Origin of the sequence: Pseudoalteromonas sp. BSi20480 (assembly GCF_000241365.1) — a bacterium.
Classification (GTDB): domain Bacteria; phylum Pseudomonadota; class Gammaproteobacteria; order Enterobacterales; family Alteromonadaceae; genus Pseudoalteromonas; species Pseudoalteromonas marina.
Window position 1 is genome coordinate 1 of sequence record NZ_BADX01000060.1, and the last position, 20,089, is coordinate 20,089.

Annotated in this window: 16 protein-coding genes and 3 pseudogenes; 11 read left to right on the forward strand and 8 right to left on the reverse strand. The window is 39.2% G+C overall.

Annotated elements, in window-relative coordinates:
* Nucleotides 1-20: 20 nt before the first annotated feature.
* Complete coding sequence (gene pssA, locus P20480_RS12185; protein ID WP_008128403.1) at nucleotides 21-1,346, reverse strand: CDP-diacylglycerol--serine O-phosphatidyltransferase; 1,326 nt, start codon at nucleotides 1,344-1,346, stop codon at nucleotides 21-23.
* Between the two features lie 290 nt (nucleotides 1,347-1,636).
* Here pssA and trxB point away from each other — a divergent pair, with 290 nt between their 5' ends.
* The 4 genes from trxB to infA all read left to right on the forward strand — a co-directional run bounded on the left by trxB (nucleotide 1,637) and on the right by infA (nucleotide 4,408).
* Nucleotides 1,637-2,587 (forward strand): thioredoxin-disulfide reductase, encoded by a 951-nt coding sequence (trxB, locus tag P20480_RS12180; RefSeq protein ID WP_006792874.1) that lies wholly within the window; start codon nucleotides 1,637-1,639, stop codon nucleotides 2,585-2,587.
* A 98-nt stretch (nucleotides 2,588-2,685) separates the two neighbouring features.
* Nucleotides 2,686-3,402, forward strand: a complete 717-nt coding sequence (gene aat / locus P20480_RS12175) for a leucyl/phenylalanyl-tRNA--protein transferase (protein ID WP_008128404.1) — start codon at nucleotides 2,686-2,688, stop codon at nucleotides 3,400-3,402.
* Nucleotides 3,395-4,099, forward strand: coding sequence for an arginyltransferase (locus P20480_RS12170; protein WP_033025243.1), 705 nt, complete (start codon nucleotides 3,395-3,397; stop codon nucleotides 4,097-4,099). Before aat ends, P20480_RS12170 begins: the two co-directional genes overlap by 8 nt.
* A gap of 90 nt (nucleotides 4,100-4,189) precedes the next feature.
* On the forward strand, nucleotides 4,190-4,408 hold the full coding sequence (infA, locus tag P20480_RS12165) for a translation initiation factor IF-1 (RefSeq protein WP_002962494.1): 219 nt from the start codon (nucleotides 4,190-4,192) through the stop codon (nucleotides 4,406-4,408).
* Nucleotides 4,409-4,600: 192 nt separating this feature from the next.
* Here infA and clpA read toward each other — a convergent pair.
* Nucleotides 4,601-6,861 (reverse strand): annotated as a pseudogene (gene clpA, locus P20480_RS19420) (ATP-dependent Clp protease ATP-binding subunit ClpA).
* 68 nt (nucleotides 6,862-6,929) lie between these two features.
* Nucleotides 6,930-7,237 (reverse strand): annotated as a pseudogene (gene clpS, locus P20480_RS17870) (ATP-dependent Clp protease adapter ClpS).
* Nucleotides 7,238-7,446: 209 nt separating this feature from the next.
* On the opposite strand from clpS, the gene cspD reads away from it, so the two are divergent.
* The gene (cspD, locus tag P20480_RS12160; protein ID WP_006792879.1) at nucleotides 7,447-7,665 is read left to right on the forward strand and encodes a cold shock domain-containing protein CspD; all 219 of its coding nucleotides are present in this window, start codon (nucleotides 7,447-7,449) and stop codon (nucleotides 7,663-7,665) included.
* 513 nt (nucleotides 7,666-8,178) lie between these two features.
* Complete coding sequence (locus P20480_RS12155; RefSeq protein ID WP_008128416.1) at nucleotides 8,179-10,401, forward strand: NADP-dependent isocitrate dehydrogenase; 2,223 nt, start codon at nucleotides 8,179-8,181, stop codon at nucleotides 10,399-10,401.
* Between the two features lie 145 nt (nucleotides 10,402-10,546).
* On the opposite strand, the gene P20480_RS12150 is transcribed toward P20480_RS12155, so the two are convergent.
* From P20480_RS12150 to P20480_RS12140, 3 genes are all read right to left on the reverse strand, one after another.
* Entirely contained in the window at nucleotides 10,547-11,788 is a 1,242-nt protein-coding gene (locus tag P20480_RS12150) for an amidohydrolase family protein (RefSeq protein WP_008128417.1), read from the reverse strand.
* A gap of 12 nt (nucleotides 11,789-11,800) precedes the next feature.
* Nucleotides 11,801-13,183 carry an amidohydrolase gene (locus P20480_RS12145; protein ID WP_008128420.1) on the reverse strand — a complete coding sequence of 461 codons (1,383 nt, stop codon included), beginning with the start codon at nucleotides 13,181-13,183 and terminating at the stop codon, nucleotides 11,801-11,803.
* A gap of 101 nt (nucleotides 13,184-13,284) precedes the next feature.
* Nucleotides 13,285-14,070 carry a hypothetical protein gene (locus tag P20480_RS12140; protein ID WP_008128423.1) on the reverse strand — a complete coding sequence of 262 codons (786 nt, stop codon included), beginning with the start codon at nucleotides 14,068-14,070 and terminating at the stop codon, nucleotides 13,285-13,287.
* Nucleotides 14,071-14,322: 252 nt separating this feature from the next.
* On the opposite strand from P20480_RS12140, the gene P20480_RS12135 reads away from it, so the two are divergent.
* Nucleotides 14,323-14,685 carry a DUF3718 domain-containing protein gene (locus tag P20480_RS12135; RefSeq protein WP_008128426.1) on the forward strand — a complete coding sequence of 121 codons (363 nt, stop codon included), beginning with the start codon at nucleotides 14,323-14,325 and terminating at the stop codon, nucleotides 14,683-14,685.
* 68 nt (nucleotides 14,686-14,753) lie between these two features.
* On the opposite strand, the gene P20480_RS12130 is transcribed toward P20480_RS12135, so the two are convergent.
* Nucleotides 14,754-15,446 carry a hypothetical protein gene (locus P20480_RS12130; protein ID WP_008128428.1) on the reverse strand — a complete coding sequence of 231 codons (693 nt, stop codon included), beginning with the start codon at nucleotides 15,444-15,446 and terminating at the stop codon, nucleotides 14,754-14,756.
* Nucleotides 15,447-15,570: 124 nt separating this feature from the next.
* Here P20480_RS12130 and P20480_RS12125 point away from each other — a divergent pair, with 124 nt between their 5' ends.
* Both P20480_RS12125 and P20480_RS12120 read left to right on the forward strand, forming a co-directional pair.
* Complete coding sequence (locus tag P20480_RS12125) at nucleotides 15,571-16,431, forward strand: fructosamine kinase family protein (protein WP_008128430.1); 861 nt, start codon at nucleotides 15,571-15,573, stop codon at nucleotides 16,429-16,431.
* A 136-nt stretch (nucleotides 16,432-16,567) separates the two neighbouring features.
* Nucleotides 16,568-16,771 (forward strand): CPXCG motif-containing cysteine-rich protein, encoded by a 204-nt coding sequence (locus P20480_RS12120; RefSeq protein ID WP_008128431.1) that lies wholly within the window; start codon nucleotides 16,568-16,570, stop codon nucleotides 16,769-16,771.
* Here the strand turns inward: P20480_RS12120 and P20480_RS12115 are convergent.
* The gene (locus P20480_RS12115) at nucleotides 16,768-17,394 is read right to left on the reverse strand and encodes a riboflavin synthase (protein ID WP_008128433.1); all 627 of its coding nucleotides are present in this window, start codon (nucleotides 17,392-17,394) and stop codon (nucleotides 16,768-16,770) included. The genes P20480_RS12120 and P20480_RS12115 overlap by 4 nt on opposite strands.
* A gap of 128 nt (nucleotides 17,395-17,522) precedes the next feature.
* Between P20480_RS12115 and P20480_RS17875 the strand changes: the two are divergent.
* Both P20480_RS17875 and P20480_RS12110 read left to right on the forward strand, forming a co-directional pair.
* Nucleotides 17,523-18,885: pseudogene (locus P20480_RS17875) on the forward strand (MATE family efflux transporter).
* Nucleotides 18,857-19,918 (forward strand): DUF3080 family protein, encoded by a 1,062-nt coding sequence (locus tag P20480_RS12110; RefSeq protein ID WP_008128440.1) that lies wholly within the window; start codon nucleotides 18,857-18,859, stop codon nucleotides 19,916-19,918. Before P20480_RS17875 ends, P20480_RS12110 begins: the two are co-directional and overlap by 29 nt.
* Nucleotides 19,919-20,089 lie beyond the last annotated feature (171 nt).

Genomic DNA, 20,089 nt, shown 5'->3' on the forward strand with positions numbered 1-20,089 from the left:
ATGTCTAATTTAAATTCAATCTAAATAAACCGTTTAATAATAAAGTCTACTTTTACCCGTTTTGCTTGGCCAAGTAACTTTTTAACTGGCTGAGGGTAATCTTCCATGGTTTCTAAATCGTCTGGCCCTGTTAGTCGGCGACAGTGCTTAAGAATTTCATGCTTTTCGTTATCAATTGCTTGCATAATAGTTTGCTCAGGATCTTCAATTAATATCCCGTTTTCTATGTCTAAGCCCCATGCTCGTGGGTTTAGGTTATGCCCACTCAATAAATGCTTTGATCTATCTGCACATATTCCTTTTAAATGGAAAGAGTTATTGTCGTGTTTCCAAAGGTATACATTTAAGTTACCGTTATCTATATGGCGTTTTTGTGTTTTAACAAATTTATGCAAAATAGTTTCGTATAAATAAGGCAACGCACCAATTTTACTAAACGGCTCACTAGGTGGCATATAAAAATCATTAGCGGTTTTATCGCCCACAACAATTGTAATATGTTTGCCTTGTTTCAAAAGCCTGCGTAACGAACGCATAAGCGGCGCAGGAAAATTGAAGTACGGTGTATAAAGTACTAACTCACGCTCTGTTGTATCAAAAAGGGCTTTGATCATACGATTAAGTTCGTTATGACGACGCCCAAGCCCTAAAAACAAGCGAATATTTAACGCATTATTGCTTGCTTGCTCAGCCGACTTATAACTTGCTGCTTTTAGATCACGCATAAATTGCTTTTGTTCAAGTTTAAAGTCAATTAATCGCTTGAGCGGACGCGTGTCGATTCGAGGCACTGCCACTGAACTCAATAGCTTTGATTCAATAAAGTCTATTACAGAGTCACACAGGCCTTTTTGCGTAATTAAAAAGTAACGGTCAAGCCTGTAGCGGTCACTGTGCTGTAAATACACATTATTTAAGCTAGCACCGCTGTAAAGCAACGTGTCGTCTATTACAAAACCTTTTAGGTGTAATACACCAAACAGCTCTTTCGCTTTTACCGGTACACCAAATACTTGTACATTTGATTTAAATTTTTCTAGATAGTCACAGTATAAACTTGCGTTCCCGTCTGATTTCTCAGCACCAATAAGCCCACGCTGGGCACGATGAAAATCGACCAGTACTTTTACTTCAAGTGCAGGGTTGGCTAAAGACGCATTGTGTAATGCCTCTAAAACTTCGCGGCCTGCTTCATCATCTTGCAAATAAAGCGCAGTAATATAAATGCGCTTTTTTGCGTTAGCGATTAAATTAAGTAATTGTGTGCGGTAATCTTGCGCATTGGTTAAGACGTTAACGTCTTTTGAAGTCAACCCAAATGCGGGTTTTTCCTGCCAAAATAACATAGTTGCCTATTCATTTAGGTCACATAATCTATCAGTGACAAATCAAAATTAGGTAAAACATAACAAAAAAAATCAAAGTGGTCATGAATTAACGACGTTTTGTTGCTTGTTAGTCTATTTATTGAGCTAGTTTACCCTGCAAGGCATAAAAGTATGTTTGTTTAGTACATAAAAATGAACAGGTTTTCGATTTAACTAAAAAAAATAATCTCAGATTTTGTTTACTTCTGCCTTGTTTTTCTTAGAATCGAGCGCATTAATGACCGTATAGAATCGTTTAGGAAAATATCATGACTGAAGCAAAACATAGTAAGCTACTAATTTTAGGCTCTGGCCCAGCTGGTTACACAGCTGCAGTGTATGCAGCCCGTGCAAATTTAAACCCTGTTTTAATTACAGGTATGCAACAAGGTGGTCAATTGACTACTACCACTGAAGTTGAAAACTGGCCGGGTGATGCACACGGTTTAACAGGCCCTGCACTTATGGACCGCATGAAAGAGCATGCTGAACGCTTTGAAACCGAAATTGTGTTTGACCACATAAACAAAGTTGATGTTTCTAAACGCCCTTTCACACTAACTGGCGATCAAGGTACATACACATGTGATGCGCTTATCATTGCTACAGGCGCATCTGCAAAATACTTAGGTTTAGAGTCTGAAACAAACTTCCAAGGTCGTGGTGTATCGGCGTGTGCAACATGTGATGGCTTTTTCTATAAAGGTCAAAAAGTAGCAGTAGTTGGTGGTGGTAATACCGCAGTTGAAGAAGCACTATACTTATCTAACATTGCTGATGAAGTCCATGTAATTCACCGTCGTGACAGTTTCCGTAGTGAAAAAATTCTTGCTGATCGTCTTACTGAAAAAGCGGCAAACGGCAACGTGGTAATGCACTACAACCGTACACTAGACGAAGTTTTGGGCGACCAAATGGGTGTAACAGGCATTCGAATTAAAGATGTAGCATCTGATGCTACTGAAGATTTAGATTTGGCGGGAGTGTTTATTGCAATTGGCCACAAACCAAACACAGATATGTTTGAAGGCCAGCTAGAAATGAAAGACGGCTACCTAGTTGTTGAGTCAGGTCTTAACGGTAACGCAACGCAAACAAGCGTACCAGGTGTTTTTGCTGCAGGTGACGTGTCTGACCATATTTACCGCCAAGCGATTACATCTGCTGGAACAGGCTGTATGGCTGCCCTTGATGCAGAGCGCTATTTAGATAACCTATAACGTTTATTTTTCACAAAAGGGGCTGAGCAATCAGCCCCTTTTTTTACGCTTAAAATATAGTTACACTTTTAAAACAAATTATAAAAAGTAAACACGTTATGACTAACCAGCTATACCAACTAAGTGATACAGATATAGCATTTCCCAATCCAGAATATGCATTAGTTTCTCCAGACGGCCTACTAGCTGTGGGTGGTGACTTGAGCCTAGCTCGCCTTTGCAATGCTTATACTAATGGGATATTTCCTTGGTTTAGCGATAACGAACCTATTATGTGGTGGTCACCAAGTGAACGTGGCATTGTGGAGTTAAATGAGTTTCATGTTAGTAAAAGTTTACGTAAGCACCTAAAAAAATACCCCGTAACAGTGACAGTTAATAACGCCTTTGTTGAAGTCATTGAAGCATGCCGTGACCAACGCATTGATACCGACGGTACTTGGATCACTACTGATATGCTTAGTGCTTACATAAATGCTCATCATGCAGGCGTAGCGCATAGCTTAGAGGTGTGGCGCAACGGAGAGCTTGCAGGTGGACTGTATGGAATTATGCAAAATGGTGTGTTTTGTGGCGAATCGATGTTTCATCATCAAACTAATTGTTCTAAATTAGCTATGTGGGCGCTTGTGAATTGGTTAAAATACCATGACGCTCATTTTATTGATTGCCAACTCGAAAACCCATATTTGATGAGTTTGGGAGCAAAAGTTATTCCTCGAACTGATTTTTTAGCTAAACTTAACACTGCACTTACCTATAAAGTTAATCCTACTATGTGGGAACCACAGGAACTTATTGCAATCTATGAATGAAAACCTAACAGCCCGTGTTGGTTTAAGCCAAGAATTTGCGTGTAGTTATCTGCCCAACAGGCGCGAGCAACTATTAGTCATATTAGATCCCACTTATTATTGCTCAGAAAAGTTCGAATCTTTGTTAGCAGTCGGCTTTAGGCGCAGTGGTAACCAAATATACCGCCCTCACTGCCCCGTTTGCAGTGCATGTAACTCTGTTCGTGTTTTAGCGCAAGAATTTATGCCATCAAAATCACAAAAACGTAAACTAAACAAAGCAAAAACCCAGTTTACGGTCACTTACTCTACTAGCGAACGAGCAGAGTATTATCCGCTGTACTGTAAATATATAACTATGCGCCATCAAGACGGCAGCATGTACCCACCACAGCCTGAACAATTTCAAAGCTTTTTATTTTGCAGTTGGCTTGAAATTACGTTTATCGAACTTTGGCATCAAGGCACTTTAGTAGGTGTAGCCGTAACCGATTGTATGGACAACGCTATTTCTGCTATTTACACGTTTTTTGACCCTGACTTTGAGCACTATAGTTTAGGGTCAATTATGATATTAGAGCAGCTAAAATTTGCTAAAGCGCAAAATAAACAATTTGTGTATTTGGGCTATCAAATTGATGAGTGCACCAAAATGAAGTATAAAACTCAGTTTTTACCCGCACAAAAACAGCTTAATGATGAGTGGGTGGCTATTTAATTTGCAAATATAGCCCCTGCGCCTTTACTTATTGGTGTATTTTGGGCAAAATCTGCAGCGTTTAACTATTAAAGAGGTGTTACGCTAAACATGGCGAAAGAAGACGTAATCGAAATGCAAGGGACTGTCCTTGATACTTTACCAAATACAATGTTCCGAGTTGAGCTAGAAAATGGTCACGTAGTTGTGGCTCATATTTCAGGTAAAATGCGCAAAAACTATATCCGTATTTTAACCGGCGATAAAGTAACGGTAGAAATGACTCCTTACGATTTATCGAAAGGTCGTATCGTATTCCGTGCTCGCTAAGTAAGTGCGTAAACGAGATTTAGTTTTTGGCTAGTGTATAACTAGCTTTAAGCGTTTATTAAATGTAATTGATGGACTTTGACTAGCAATTACATTTAATAAACAAAAAACCCAGCTTTTGCTGGGTTTTTTGTTGCCTAAAATAAAAAATGGCCCGGTATTACAAGCGAGCCATTTAGAGTCTTATGCGGTTTATGCTGGTGTTAAACTACTTTCGTAATCAAAACGGATTTTCTTGTCTTTTACCGACACCTTCACTGTGCCGCCATCAGCCAACTTACCAAACAGTATTTCGTTTGCGAGTGGCTTTTTGAGCTCTTCTTGAATAACACGCGCCATTGGGCGTGCACCCATCGCTTTATCGTATCCTTTTTCAGCTAACCATTCACGTGCCTTAGAGGTCAATTCAAAATTAACCGACTTCTTATCAAGCTGTGCCTGCAGTTCAACAATAAATTTATCAACCACCAACAAAATAACTTCACGTTCAAGATGGTTAAACCAAATAATGTTATCTAAGCGGTTTCTAAACTCTGGTGAAAATGTTTTGTTAATTTCACCCATTGCATCGTGTGTATGATCCTGCTCACTAAAGCCAATTGACTTGCGAGTTGTTTCTTGCACGCCGGCATTAGTGGTCATTACCAGCACAACATTTCTAAAGTCAGCTTTACGGCCATTGTTGTCGGTTAATGTACCGTGATCCATTACCTGCAATAAAATGTTGTAAATATCTGGATGCGCTTTTTCAATCTCATCGAGTAAAACCACCGCATGAGGGTTCTTAATAACAGCCTCGGTTAGCAAACCGCCCTGCTCAAAACCAACATAACCTGGCGGTGCACCAATTAAGCGGCTAATTGCATGACGCTCAACATATTCCGACATATCAAAACGAATAAACTCAACACCCATGCATTTTGCAAGCTGCTTAGTTACCTCTGTTTTACCAACACCGGTTGGACCAGCGAATAAGAAAGAACCCACTGGTTTTTCTTCACTTGTTAGCCCTGAACGTGACAAACGGATTGCCGATGTAAGTGCATCAATTGACTGATCTTGACCAAACACCAGCATTTTAAGATTACGGTCAATATTTTTAAGCGTTTCTTTGTCCGATGACGATACATTTTGTGGTGGAATGCGCGCCATTTTGGATATGATCATTTCAATGTCTGATACACCAATGGTTTTTTACGTTTAGAGCTTGGCTGCAAACGCTGGTTTGCACCGGCTTCATCTATTACATCAATGGCTTTATCAGGTAAGTGACGCTCGTTAATGTATTTAGCACTCAGCTCAGCCGCAGCTTTTAACGCTTTTTGTGTGTAACGAATACCATGGTGTTCTTCATAACGATCTTTCAGGCCATTCAGGATTTTAGTGGTATCGGCAACACTTGGCTCAAGTACATCAATTTTTTGAAAACGACGAACTAATGCACGGTCTTTTTCAAAAATATTTTTATACTCGTTGTAAGTTGTTGACCCCATACAACGGAGCTTACCACTTGAAAGCAATGGCTTAAGTAAGTTAGAGGCATCCATAACGCCACCTGACGCAGCGCCTGCCCCAATGATGGTGTGAATTTCATCAATAAATAAAATAGAGCCTGGTTTTGCTTGTAGCTCTTTTAATAAACTTTTAAAACGTTTTTCAAAATCGCCACGGTATTTTGTACCAGCAAGTAATGCGCCCATGTCTAACGAGTAAACCACTGCATCTGCAATCACTTCAGGAACTTGCTCGTTAACAATACGATAAGCTAACCCTTCAGCAATCGCTGTTTTACCCACACCCGCTTCACCTACAAGCAATGGGTTATTCTTTTTACGACGACACAATACTTGTACCGCACGTTCAACTTCACTGTCACGGCCAATCAATGGATCAATATTACCATCGCGTGCTTGCGCATTTAAGTTAGTAGTGAAGCTGTCTAGCTTGCTGACCTCTTCATTTTGAACTTCTTGCACTTCTTCGTTTATGTCGTCCGTATCGTCGCCTAAATCATCATCGGTTTTTGAAATCCCATGAGAAATAAAATTAACAATGTCTAAGCGCGAAACATCATTTTTCTTCAGCAGATAAACGGCTTGGCTTTCTTGCTCAGAAAAAATAGCAACCAACACATTTACGCCGGTAACTTCGTTTTTACCTGATGATTGAACATGAAACACTGCACGCTGTAATACTCGTTGAAAACCAAGCGTAGGTTGTGTTTCACGCTCTTCTTCTAAATCGGGGATAACCGGTGTTGTTTCATCAATAAATTCAAGCAATTCGTATTTTAAGCCTGAAATGTTAACACCACACGCATTTAGCGCTTCTGAAGCAGAAGGGTTATCTAATAGCGCAAGTAAAAGGTGCTCGACAGTCATAAACTCATGACGGCGAGTGCGCGCTTCACGAAACGCGGCATTTAATGTAAGTTCTAAGTCTTTGTTTAGCATTGGCAACCCCTTACTGAGATAATAATGTATACCACAACAAACAGGTGTGTGATCACCCTAGTTGGTATTTATTCCTGCTCACAACTACAAAGCAGCGGATGCTCGTTATCACGCGAGTAGCGGTTAACTTGTTCAACTTTGGTATAAGCTACATCAGCGCTGTAAACGCCACAAATGCCTTTACCTTTTTCGTGAACTTGAAGCATCACGTCGGTTGCTCTATCGCTATCCATATTAAAAACGTCGTTAAAACTTCTATTACAAAGTCCATCGGCGTGTAATCGTCATTATTTAAAACAACTTTGTATTTTCGCGGCGGCTGTAACTTTTGCTTTTCGCTGTCGCGAACTGTATCGATAACACCTGAATCTTTCATACCACTCATAATTAAATATAGTCTTGTCTTAGGAACTCAAGCAAACTTGAATAAAAAATAAATAAAATAGTTAAAAAATAACTCAAAAAGCTTGACTGATTGATTAAATAAACTACAGTCAAACATAGATTGATTAATCCTTAATCAGTCTAGCAAATAATATGGTTTAGAATAACTAAATTAGTCAACTTATTGAAGGATGTAGAAGTATGGCTTGTGGTAAAGTTAAATGGTTTAACAATGCTAAAGGTTTTGGTTTCATCGTTGAAGACGGCTGCGAGAATGATATTTTCGCCCATTACTCTACAATTGTAATGGACGGTTATAAAACGCTTAAAGCTGGACAAGATGTAACATTCGAATTAGAACAAGGCCCTAAGGGCTTGCACGCTAAAAATATTGCCTTAGACGGCGACATTTTAGAGTGACGGTTGTTTTATTCGACTAAAGCGAGCGACCTATTAGGCTCCTCGCTTAATTCCTCACACTTCTATTTACCCACACCGACATAAATTGTTTCTTTTTCTTTATTTTCAACCCTTATCCTTGATTTTATTTCATATACCCCAATATTCTAAGAGTTGACCGTTTAACTGCTTGTGAGCAGGCTCAAACTCTAGCCCTTTGTATTCAAGCTTGTTACACTCTTGATGCTAAAAATTTAGGCAAAACATAGCAACTAGCTCAACTTGCTGAGCACATAAAATATACTAGTCTAAAGGCTAATTTATTTTTATTATATTTTTAGCTATAAATATGACCACAGTTCGTCAGGTGTGACTATTCTGCTTTAACTGTAAAGCTACACGAGTACCAACACCTAACAAACTATTCATTATCTGAACGTATATATTAAAACACTATGATATGTACTCTCTCAGCTTTAATGATTTCTTTGCATTGTTGAATAAGGCCAATTGGCCGACTATCTAGGAATGATGATGACATCAAAAATTATCTATACAAAAACGGACGAAGCTCCGGCACTAGCAACTTACTCGTTGCTACCGATCATCCAAGCATATACAAATGCAGCAGGTGTTGAAGTTGAAACTCGCGATATCTCATTAGCAGGTCGTGTAATTGCTAGCTTCCCTGATTATTTAACAGAAGAACAACGTATTGGTGATGCACTTGCTGAACTAGGTGAGCTTGCAAAAACACCTGAAGCTAATATCATCAAACTTCCAAACATTAGTGCTTCAGTTCCACAGTTACGCGCTGTAATAAAAGAGCTTCAAGCAAAAGGCTATGCCCTTCCAGATTACCCTGTTGAGCCTAAAAACGACGAAGAAAAAGCAATTCAAGCTGCATACGACAAAGTAAAAGGTAGTGCGGTAAACCCTGTATTACGTGAAGGTAACTCTGACCGCCGTGCACCTGGCTCTGTAAAAGAGTACGCACGCAATAACCCACATTCAATGGGCGCGTGGAGCAAAGACTCTGCCTCTTACGTTGCAAGCATGAGCGAAGGCGATTTCTTTGGTTCAGAGCAATCAACAACTATCGAAGAAGCAACTGACGTGCGCATTGAGCATGTTGCTACAAACGGTGATATAACTGTTCTTAAGCAAAGCACACCACTATTAGCTGGTGAAGTAATTGATGCTTCACGCATAAGTGCTGCTAAGCTACAGGCTTTTTTAGCTGCTGAAATTGATGCTGCTAAAGAAAAAGGCGTTTTATTCTCGCTTCACATGAAAGCGACAATGATGAAAGTGTCTGACCCAATCATATTTGGTCACGCTGTTAAAGTATTCTACAAAGACGTATTTGCAAAACACGGTGAGCTTTTTGAAGAGCTAGGTGTTGATGTTAATAACGGTTTAGGCGATGTTTACTCTAAAATTCAAACATTAGACGATGCTAAACGCGCTGAAATTGAAGCCGATATTCAAGCTGTATATGCTGAGCGCCCTGCTATTGCTATGGTTGATTCTGACCGTGGTATCACAAACTTACACGTGCCAAGTGATGTGATCATCGATGCATCTATGCCTGCTGCAATTCGTTCAAGCGGTCAAATGTGGAACAATGACGGTAAATTACAAGACACAAGTTTTGTAATTCCTGATCGTTGTTACTCTGGCGTTTATCAAGCAACTATTGATTTTTGTAAAGAACACGGTGCGTTTGATCCAACGACAATGGGTAGCGTTCCAAATGTTGGCCTTATGGCTCAAAAAGCAGAAGAATACGGTTCGCACGACAAGACGTTCGAAGCAAAAGCAGCGGGTACTATTCGTGTAGTTGATACAGCAGGTAATACGCTACTTGAGCACAGTGTTGAGCAAGGCGATATCTGGCGTATGTGTCAGGTTAAAGATGCACCAATCCAAGATTGGGTTAAACTTGCTGTTAACCGTGCACGTGCTACTGGCGTTCCTGCTATTTTTTGGTTAGACGAAAATCGTGCACACGATGCTCAGCTAATCAAAAAAGTAAATAAATACCTACCAGATCACGACACAGCTGGCCTAGATATTCAAATTTTAGCTCCACTTGAAGCCACTTTATTCTCTTTAGGTCGCATTAAAGAAGGTAAAGATACTATTTCTGTAACAGGTAACGTACTACGTGATTACCTAACAGATTTGTTCCCAATTTTAGAGCTGGGCACAAGTGCTAAAATGCTTTCAATTGTTCCACTTATGAACGGTGGTGGCTTATTTGAAACTGGCGCAGGTGGTTCTGCACCTAAGCACGTTCAGCAGTTTGAAAAAGAAAACCACTTACGTTGGGATTCTTTAGGTGAGTTTTTAGCACTTGCAGCATCACTAGAGCATTTAAGTGTAACTACAGGTAACAACAAGGCGCAAGTACTTGCAGATACGCTTGATAAAGCGACGGGTACTTTCCTTGCTGAAAACAAATCGCCTTCACGTAAAGTTAAAGAAATTGATAACCGTGGTTCTCATTTCTTCTTATCTTTATTTTGGGCTCAAGAACTTGCTAAGCAAAATGATGATAGCGAACTTAAAGCACAGTTCACTCAAATTGCGAGCGATTTAGAGGCAAATAAAGACGCGATCGTAAACGAATTAAACGATGCTCAAGGCCCAGCAGTTGAACTAGGTGGTTACTTCCAGCCTAACGACGCAGCCGCTTTTGAAGCAATGCGTCCAAGCACTACATTTAACGATATCCTTGCTAAATTAGTGTAATAAATAGTAAAAATAAAACCGCTTACCTTTAAAAGTAAGCGGTTTTTTTACGCCTATGAAAAAGGCCGCTCAATGCGACCTTTTAAAGTTAATATCAACTCGCTTAATTAAATCCCAATTGTCGGGTTGATATAACGCTTACTATTTACTTAGTGTAAGCTCTTGGCATGTTTGAATCAGTAGTATAACGGTCACGTAATTTATCTTGGCGAGACTGTGTAGACACCTCAGTGCCATTAATAAACATACGACTTACGTTACTGCTTATTTCAAACGGATCATTAGTCCACATCACTACATCAGCGGCTTTACCCACCTCAATACTGCCCGCATTAATACCGAATACGTCAGCAACATTTGATGTAACAGCTTTCAGTGCACCTTGTTGGCTCATGCCATAAGATACAGCGTTACCTGCGTCATAGCGAAGCTGATAAATATTGTGACTTGCATCTCCACCAACCGTTAAAAGTACTTTAACACCGGCTTTTTCAAGTAAACCTGCATTATTTAAATTAGCGTGTAAAGAATCGAAGCTTCCTGGTAAGTTGTCCATAGCGCTAATAATTACTGGGATATTAGCTTTAGCAATATGCTCTTTAACAACAACAGCATCCTGTGCTCCACTTAGTACTAAGTTAACACCAAATTGCTCTTTCACTTTAATAAGCTCAATAATATCAGCAGCACGCGAAACGCTTATAACCAATGGCATGTCGCCAGAAAGTACTTTAGCCATTACTTTGTCTTCAGTACTTGGTTTATCGTCGTCTTTTTTATCTTTTTTGCTTAATTTCGTTTGATGAGCATCAAGCTTATTAATTAATGTTTGCAGTGTAAAAGCACGCGAGCCTTTTCTTCGCTCACCTAAATGCACAACTAACGCTGCTTGTTTTTGAACGTCACTGTCAAGGCTACCGCTTAAATCAACCACACTAGCCAAACCTGCAAAAATACTATCGCCGCCATAAGGGGTAATTACATCTCGTGTAACGCCGCCTTTACGTGCATAAGGTATTAAGCTTGAATGTGCGTTATATGCAAGGCTCACATCAAAATCTATACCTGCTTTGTCGTCACCCGCATCGCGAGAGCCTGCAACCGCACCCACTTCAACTAAACCAAGTTGATTATTGCTTGCAATAAAACCAGGGGTAACAATTTTACCATTGGCATCAATAATTTCATCAGCACTTACTTCTGCCGGGTTAATCGCTGTAATTTTCCCGTTATCCATAACAATGCTTGCGCCTTTTAATACGCCTTGCTCTGTTGATGTATGGATAGTTGCATTAATAATAGCCAATGACTGTGCGTCTACAGCACCAGAGGCTAGTAATCCGGCAGCAACCAGAGATAGCGAAAACGAACGTGATAAATTTTTCATTCTGGGTGCTCCTTATTTTTGACCTAACATAAAATCACTGGTTGCCTGATAAGTGCTATCGTTTCTATCATAAACTTTTGCACCATCAACAAAAACTTGCTCAGCTTTTGCGTAAACGCTAAACGGGCTTTGGTTCCAAATAACCACATCGCCTTGTTTACCTGCCTCTAGCGAGCCTGTTTTATCGTCAATACCTAATGATTTTGCTGCGTTAGTGGTGATCCACTTAATTGCATGCTCTTCTGAAATATCAAAGCCATTTTCATTAGCACGATACATTACTTTAGCCGCTTCTTGGTTTAAGCGTTGAATGGTTGTGTCTGAATCTGAGTGAACAACGGCACACGAGTTTTTAACCGCATCAACAATGGCAACGTTTTCTTGAACCATGTCGTAGGCTTCCATTTTAAAGCCCCACCAGTCTGGCCACAATGCAGCACACGAGCCATTATCAGCTAACAAATCTGCAATTTTATATGCTTCAATACCGTGATGGAACGTACCCGCGTGATAATTAAATTCTTTAGAAAGATCAATCATCATCGCCATTTCTTCGGCTTTGTAACAGTGATTGTGGATCATTACTTCGCCTTCAAGAACGCCGCGTAACGTATCGTACTTTATATCGCGATTCGGGGCTTCAGGGTTTTTACCTTCTGCGTATTCTGCATCGTACTTATCCCATGCTCGCTTATATTCTTGCGCGCCAATCCACGCAGTGCGGTAACCAGCCATATTACCCATACGTGTTGAAGGCAATACGCCTTTACGACCATATACGCGTTTTGGGTTTTCACCACATGCCATTTTTAATCCATACGGTGCACCAGGAAATTTCATTCCTTGCATTGTATGCGCAGGCACGTTTTTAAGTGTTACACCACGTCCGCCAAATAAATTAGCAGAGCCGGGTAAAATTTGTAACGAGGTAATACCGCCTTCGCGCGCACGGTTAAACCCTGGATCTTGCGGCCAAACAGAGTGCTCTACCCAAACTTCGGCCGTATTTGGGCTGGTCATTTCATTACCATCTTGATGTGATTCTACCGATGGATTTGGATAGGCACCCAAATGTGAATGAACATCAATAATACCTGGTGTTACCCATTTACCTTGTGCATCAATAGTTGTGTCTGCTTTTACAGTTAAGTCTTTACCTACTTGCTGTACTTTACCATCGACCAATAGTACATCAGCGTCATCTAAGCGTTCGCCGGTACCTGTAAGAACAGTCGCGTTTGTGATGAGTGTGCTTGTTTTAGAGATTGGCGTGTAAGTACTTGGGTATGGGTTTTTGTTAATAGTAATCTTATCATCTTGCGGGCCATTTTCTTGGCAACCTACAAGTGCAGCGGCTAAGCCAACTGCTAATAAAGAGGGAGCAAATTTATTCATGTTGTTGGGTTCTCCTGTTTTTTTAATACTTTAGTCGAAAGCTTGGGCATAAAGCTAAAAAAACAGGTGAAAACGCGGTAAATTAAGATGAATTTACGTGATTATTTTTTTATATAATTGTTATATAGCTTTTCTAGTGCGCCCTCTGTGGTGAGGGACGGATCTTTGCTGATAAAATGTTTGACCGTGCGAGTTACAAAATCTGAATTTTGCTTATGTAATTTAGAAAAATCTTTAATAAGAGTATTACCATCTTTAGCCGCTGTTACCTTGTCGTGGCGATGACGGTACTGACTAAGGGCTTTGTTAAAATCGCCGTTGTAGTCTTCAACTAAAATTTTATAAAAGTCACTTTTTTGCACATTTAAAGAGGTAATGCAGTAATTCAGTGCGTCTTTAAAATCGGTAAAAACGTTACCTTCTACATCAAACTCTTTTGTTTTTTCGCGTACTGTGACACGTGCCTCTTCAGTGGCGTAACTAAAACCTGTAAATGCCAATCGCTCTGCGGCTTCTTTTCCTAATTTCATACCGGCCTGAATACTGTGAGCAAACTCATCACTCATGTCACTTAATTCGTTTTCTTCCCACATATTATAGACACGCAGTGCTTTGGCATATTTATTAGACAGCTTTTTTTTAATTTTGGTAAAGCGCTCGTCAATCGTCATTAGTCGTTCGTTATGTAATAGCGCATAACATTCATAACAAGCAGGAATTGAAATGAAGTCGGCATCCTCGCCTAAATCAATAATACTTTGCAGCATATGAAGAGGCGGACAATGATCGCGTTCAGTTGCTTCGCAGCCACAATAAAAACACTGATTAAAATGTTGTTGTTCGCAGGCATAGGCTTGTTGATAATAACTGGCTAACGCTTTACTCACTGTTTATCCTAAAAATCTACACATCAATTTATTGGGCGATAATACCAGCCTAAAAAAATATGTCAGTATCAATAAATTATTTTTATGAAAGTGTGTCAAAAAACACACTTAAAAATATGCTTTTTCATGAGCCTATAAGTAAGTGTGTACATTAAACATACTTGCTTACAGCTTGTTGCGTTTGGTTAACAGCTTTTTTAATTAATTAGTTTAATAATTAGCTTGCAACCGCAAACAACGAGGAAAAGTAAAATGAATACATTTAAAACAGCATTATGTACAACACTTGTAATTGGTAGTGCAGCATTAGCAGCACCTGTATCAGCAAAACAATTTGTAGCAGCCGACTCAACGCCAGGCACACAAATTTGTATGGCTGTTGCGTCTAATAAAGCATATTTACTACGCAAAACACAGCAGTCATTGAACGTTAAAAAAAGCATTATTAGCAATAAACTAACGTGTAATAACTTACCTATGGGTGATTTTGTAGCGCGTTATAATTTAGATAAAAGTGCTAATTACTTAAATATTGAAAGCAGTACTCGCACTTCAATTAAAGATTTAGCAAAGGTGTCGTCAACTGAAATCATTGTTATTTCGTCTCCGCAATAACATGTTTAAACGTTATAGCTAAGCAGGCATAACTATAACCTGCTTAGTTTTATTATTAACTTTATTGCTTAAAGAACACCCGCAATTAAACCAAATAAACCGCCAAATACTCCGCCCCAAACAACTAACCAACCTAAGTGCTCGCGTATCATTGTTTGAATAATTTCTTTCACCATTTTAGGGGTTAATTCATCAAGGCGTTCATCAACAAGTTTAAGTACTGTGCTGTGCAACCCTTGAGCACTATTTCCTTGTGAAAGCGTTTGCGTTACTAACGCTTTAAAGTTCTCTGTTTGAGAAATTTGTGCTAACGAAAGTTGCATTTTATCAATAAATTTTTCGCGCATTGGCTCTATTGCAGCAGTGCCTCCAAACATACCCAGCATGCTACCAAATTGCGATTGCTCTATAACCTCGAGTAAATTATCGAAAGCTGGATTTAAATCAACATTACTAATGATCGGTTCAAAGTCGATATTAGGCTGCGCCTTGTTGAGTAAATTATTAATTTTTTGCTCGGAGAAAAACTCAGTGAGTATTAGGTTTCGTATAGCAACTTTAAAGCTCTCAAACTTAAGCGCAATAACACCAGACCCATATAAAAACGGAACCTTTTCAAATAGCATATGAATAGCCAATAAATTGGTCACTGCCCCAGAAAGTGCAAATAACCCCACCGACAAAACTACTGGCTGATCAAACATCAATCCTGCAGCTACACAAATACTTGCTAGTAAATTGGTTATAAAACTTTTGTTCATTTTTACTCCATTACAGTTAGCGTCACTTTGTGCGACACATTCACTAATTTTACAACGTTTAGTTTGTTAAATTAATCCCTTTTTGCCATAGTTTAAGTGTCTGTATAAAATACGAGCAACTATTATGTGGAAAGCAATTAACGAGCACATTAGCCAAGCTACAAATACTGACTTTAAACACACACAAAAGCGGCAACTGCAAGGCACAACAACCGATAAATATTTTCATATAAGTAATGGCACACAAAGCTACTTTGTTAAAATTGCGCTCAAAAGCGAGCTTGAGCGATTAGAAAGTGAATCTAGGAGCTTACAGATGCTTGCTAATAATAGTTATTTTAGTGTTCCAAGCTGCATTACATCAGGTGCTAACATTGAATTTTCATTTATCGTACTTTCGTGGTTAGAGCTTGATGAGCAGCCCTATTGCCAATGGCAAAAAATGGGCACTCAACTAGCGCAAATGCACCAAAAGCATGACCAGGCAATGTTTGGCTTTGATATAGATAATCACTTAGCTACAACCGTTCAACCAAATCGTTGGCACAAAAAGTGGGATGTATTTTTTGCCGAAGAACGCATAGGGTGGCAATTACAACTATTAGCCGAAAAAGGCATTAAATTTGCCAAGCCCGAGCACATAATTAATGAAGTTAAAGCACAATTACATGGTCATGTTGTGAACCCATCTTTGTTACATGGTGATTTTTGGCGAGGCAACTTGGGCTTTTTAAAAGAAGTACCGACCGTATATAATCCCGCTTGTTATTATGGTGATCGGGAAGTGGATATCGCAATGAGCGAGCTATTTGCGCCACTACCCGATGAATTTTATGTTGCCTATAATAAGCAATATCCTCTTCTACCAAGCTATCAAAAACGTAAACATATTTACCAACTATACCCTATTTTAAATCATGCAAATATTTTTGCTGGGCACTATCTTACTGAAGCTAAACAACATATAGATAAGCTTATGCAATAAGTGTAAATAAACTGTCATAACACGCTAAACAGACTATATTTAAAGGGTTCTAATGAGTTCAGTTTTACGTCATTAAGCCGTGGTTAGAATAAAAACATTCCAAGCTCTGCTTAAGTTATTTGTATTTGGAGTGATTATGAAAGACTTTTTATCACAACGTATTAGCTGCCCGTTTTGCGGACACCACATTCATTTGGATTTAGATGCCAGCATGGGCGATCAGGACTACATTGAAGACTGCACTGCCTGTTGCAACCCAATCCATTTAAATATGCACATAGACCATGCAAACAATAAATTAGAGCTACACGTAGACAGTGACGACGAACAAATTTTTTAATTTTGATGACGCAGGTAGTTTTCTACGGTGTTAACAATAGTGTAAGTTTGCTGATCGACCTCTATATTTAGCTCATCACCCACTTGCGCTTTACCTAAGTTTGTAATTGCTAATGTTTCTGGGATCAAATGCAACCAAAAGCCCTGCTCGTCAATCTCGCCTACTGTTAAACTAGCACCATTAATGGCGACAAAGCCTTTGTACAATACATATTTTTGCCACTTTACCGGTAAGCTTACCTGAATTTTGCAGTTGCTTTGAGTATTAATTATTTGATTTATTTTAGCCGAACAGTGAATGTGTCCCGATACAATATGCCCACCCAGTTCTGTGCCAAAAGTAACAGAGCGCTCGTAATTTACTAAACTGCCCAGATCAAGAAGCCCTAGATTAGTTAATTGAAGTGTTTCGTCAATCACGTCAAAGTGAACTTGCGCGACTACATCTTGGTTACTTAGCTCAACTTTTACTACTGTTAAACAACACCCATTAATCGCAATACTGGCTCCTAAATCTAGGTGTTTAACGTAGTCATCGCTCACCGACACCACTAAACGTAACACACCCTCATTATGGTTTTTAGACACCACAGTAGCTTGAGTTTGTACTATACCTGTAAACATAAAATCTCGTTAAGTTATGACAAAGTATTAGTTTAACGTATCGAATTATAAAATCATTCACTCCTTAGATTTTTATTTCAAAGACAATAGATTACAATTACAGCCTTACTCATTAAATAGCTGTTTTTATGACCTTTTGTAATTGGGAAGCTAAGCGTTTACTTTCTCTCGCGCTGCCTGTTTTTTTAGCACAAGTTACCCTTATATTAATGTCGGTGGTCGACACTATAATGGCAGGTCAGGTCAGCCCTACCGACCTAGCTGCGCTATCTATTGCTACTGGTATTTGGAACCCACTACTTTTAGCGTTGCAAGGTATTTTGTTAGCACTAACTGGCATAATTGCACAATTTGCCGGCGCTAATGACAAAAAAGGCATAAGCCACTATTTTCAACAAGCTTTATATTTAACCGTTTTACTGTGTATTACAGGCTTTAGTATTGCCTACTTGGCAAACATTATAATATTACAGCTAGATACAAGCCCGGCTATTGCGAGCCTCGCTTTCGACTATATTCAATTTGTTAAATGGGGGGGTGTTTGGATTTTTATTTTTTACAACCTACCGAAACATGACTGAAGGCATGGGTATGACAAAACCGGCCTTCTATATTAGCTTACTCGGATTAGCCGTTAATATTCCTGCTAACTACATTTTCATAAATGGTTTATTTGGCCTTCCCGCCTATGGCGGAGCTGGCTGTGGTATAGCAACAGCTATTGTTTTAACAGTGATGGCATTAGCACAGATCACTTATTGCCAAATGAGTAAAAAGATAGATGCCAAAGGGCTACTCACACCGTTTGAAAAACCAAATATAACGACTATCGCCACTATTACAAAATTAGGTATTCCTATCTCTTTGGCTACTTTTTTTGAAGTAACACTTTTTACGTGTATTCCACTCTTTATTGCCCATTTAGGAGCGGTTGCTGTATCAGGCCATCAAATTGCAGCAAGTGTTACCGCGTTACTGTTTATGATGCCGCTAAGCCTCTCTATTGCCATTAGCATTCGAATTGGTAATTTGTATGGCCAGAATAAGTTCGATCAGTTAAAAATAGCCGTATCGACAAGTTATCTACTGGCTATATTAATCGCACTGTTCTTAGCGTTTATAACATTTATAGGTCGTGATGTGATAAGCCAGCTATACACAGATAGCCCTGCGGTTATTGCCCTTGCGACCTCAATTATGATTTTAGCCTGTATTTATCAACTACCCGATGCCCTGCAAGTTGCAGCAAATGGCATTTTAAGAGGATTAAAACACACTGCCCCTATTTCTTACATCACGTTTATTTCGTATTGGTTAATCGGCTTTAGCTTAGGCTACGTATTGGCAAGAACAGATATAATTGTGCCAGCAATGGGGCCGCACGGATTTTGGATTGGTATAATTGTCGGGCTCACTGTTGCAGCCATTTTGTTAATGATAACCGTTAGTAAGCGCTTTAAACATGAACCATTTATTAGCCAACAAGCTTAATTTAAATAACATAAAGCAGTTAGTATTAGTATGCATGTTACTAATACTAACCGTTACTATGCTAAGTGCTTGCACAGAGGCCCCCAGTAGTACAAACAATACCTACATAGAACGCCTTGAAAATATAACCGACAACAAATCAGAAGACCTCCCAGCGCTTAACTCACTCAAATTAAAGCCGTTAAGCGAACTCAACAACAGTAAAATAACACTGGGTATAGTTGAGCTTGCCGGGATCAGCAGCTGCAATTTAAATGTGGTAATAAGTGAGCACAACAACCAACTGGGTAAAACAGCAACCGCTGCAGGGCGTTTGAAATATCAAATAGACTTTATTCAACACGCCAACAGCTGCTTAGCCTCCCTCGATGAATCCTCAGTAACGTATAAAAAAATACATGAAGCAAAAAATCAAAAACAAGCTGATTTACTACATTATTTTAATGCAGCCCTTATTGAGGAACCAGAGCTCAACCGCACGTGGTCACTAACCGCTTCAGAATTAAGTAAAGAACCCGCAGGCTTTAGCGACACAATTGAGGCTATGCGTAAACTTACTGCTATTAAAGCGCAATTAGCTCAGGCTCAATTTGACGAAATAAACACAGATGCAATATACCAAGCACTCGAAACGCTTAATAAATATAGGTTTATTCAATCATTAATTAAATCTGTCAGGCAACAAATAAGGCTAAATAAAATCGCCACGGGGTTGGTGCATAACATCAATTTAAGCACCCTATGCCCAGTGGGTAAAAACAAAGATAAAGCTAAAATAATGAATAATATATTTCAAAAGTTCTATCTTTCACAAATTCAGCCTTACCAAGCACAACTCATTGGTTTTCTTGAAGTGCTTCAGCCTTTATTAAATCAACTGTGGTACCAAGAACGTGTAACAACTAATGAAATTAATCAGCTGATTAAAGCAAACTCAAATACCAATTTATTAAATCAATTGAAAAGCTCAGCTAAACAGCATGTTATTTGGTGGCAAGAGTTTTATAAAACGTGTGAAATCAGCCCAATATGAATAAAAAAACGGCAAATAAACCTAAAAACACGAAACGTGCTTGATTCACCAACCGCCACGCTATATATTAGCGGCCGTTGTTAAGCAATTAACACTTACTTAAATATAGTAATACGACTGTAGCTCAGTTGGTTAGAGCACTACCTTGACATGGTAGGGGTCGGTGGTTCG

Excerpts from the sequence above, each read along its gene's own strand:
- pssA (WP_008128403.1), bottom strand. The coding sequence starts at position 1,346 with ATGTTATTTTGGCAGGAAAAACCCGCATTTGGGTTGACTTCAAAAGAC.
- trxB (WP_006792874.1), top strand. The coding sequence starts at position 1,637 with ATGACTGAAGCAAAACATAGTAAGCTACTAATTTTAGGCTCTGGCCCA.
- aat (WP_008128404.1), top strand. The coding sequence starts at position 2,686 with ATGACTAACCAGCTATACCAACTAAGTGATACAGATATAGCATTTCCC.
- P20480_RS12170 (WP_033025243.1), top strand. The coding sequence starts at position 3,395 with ATGAATGAAAACCTAACAGCCCGTGTTGGTTTAAGCCAAGAATTTGCG.
- infA (WP_002962494.1), top strand. The coding sequence starts at position 4,190 with ATGGCGAAAGAAGACGTAATCGAAATGCAAGGGACTGTCCTTGATACT.
- cspD (WP_006792879.1), top strand. The coding sequence starts at position 7,447 with ATGGCTTGTGGTAAAGTTAAATGGTTTAACAATGCTAAAGGTTTTGGT.
- P20480_RS12155 (WP_008128416.1), top strand. The coding sequence starts at position 8,179 with ATGACATCAAAAATTATCTATACAAAAACGGACGAAGCTCCGGCACTA.
- P20480_RS12150 (WP_008128417.1), bottom strand. The coding sequence starts at position 11,788 with ATGAAAAATTTATCACGTTCGTTTTCGCTATCTCTGGTTGCTGCCGGA.
- P20480_RS12145 (WP_008128420.1), bottom strand. The coding sequence starts at position 13,183 with ATGAATAAATTTGCTCCCTCTTTATTAGCAGTTGGCTTAGCCGCTGCA.
- P20480_RS12135 (WP_008128426.1), top strand. The coding sequence starts at position 14,323 with ATGAATACATTTAAAACAGCATTATGTACAACACTTGTAATTGGTAGT.
- P20480_RS12130 (WP_008128428.1), bottom strand. The coding sequence starts at position 15,446 with ATGAACAAAAGTTTTATAACCAATTTACTAGCAAGTATTTGTGTAGCT.
- P20480_RS12125 (WP_008128430.1), top strand. The coding sequence starts at position 15,571 with ATGTGGAAAGCAATTAACGAGCACATTAGCCAAGCTACAAATACTGAC.
- P20480_RS12120 (WP_008128431.1), top strand. The coding sequence starts at position 16,568 with ATGAAAGACTTTTTATCACAACGTATTAGCTGCCCGTTTTGCGGACAC.
- P20480_RS12115 (WP_008128433.1), bottom strand. The coding sequence starts at position 17,394 with ATGTTTACAGGTATAGTACAAACTCAAGCTACTGTGGTGTCTAAAAAC.
- P20480_RS12110 (WP_008128440.1), top strand. The coding sequence starts at position 18,857 with ATGAACCATTTATTAGCCAACAAGCTTAATTTAAATAACATAAAGCAG.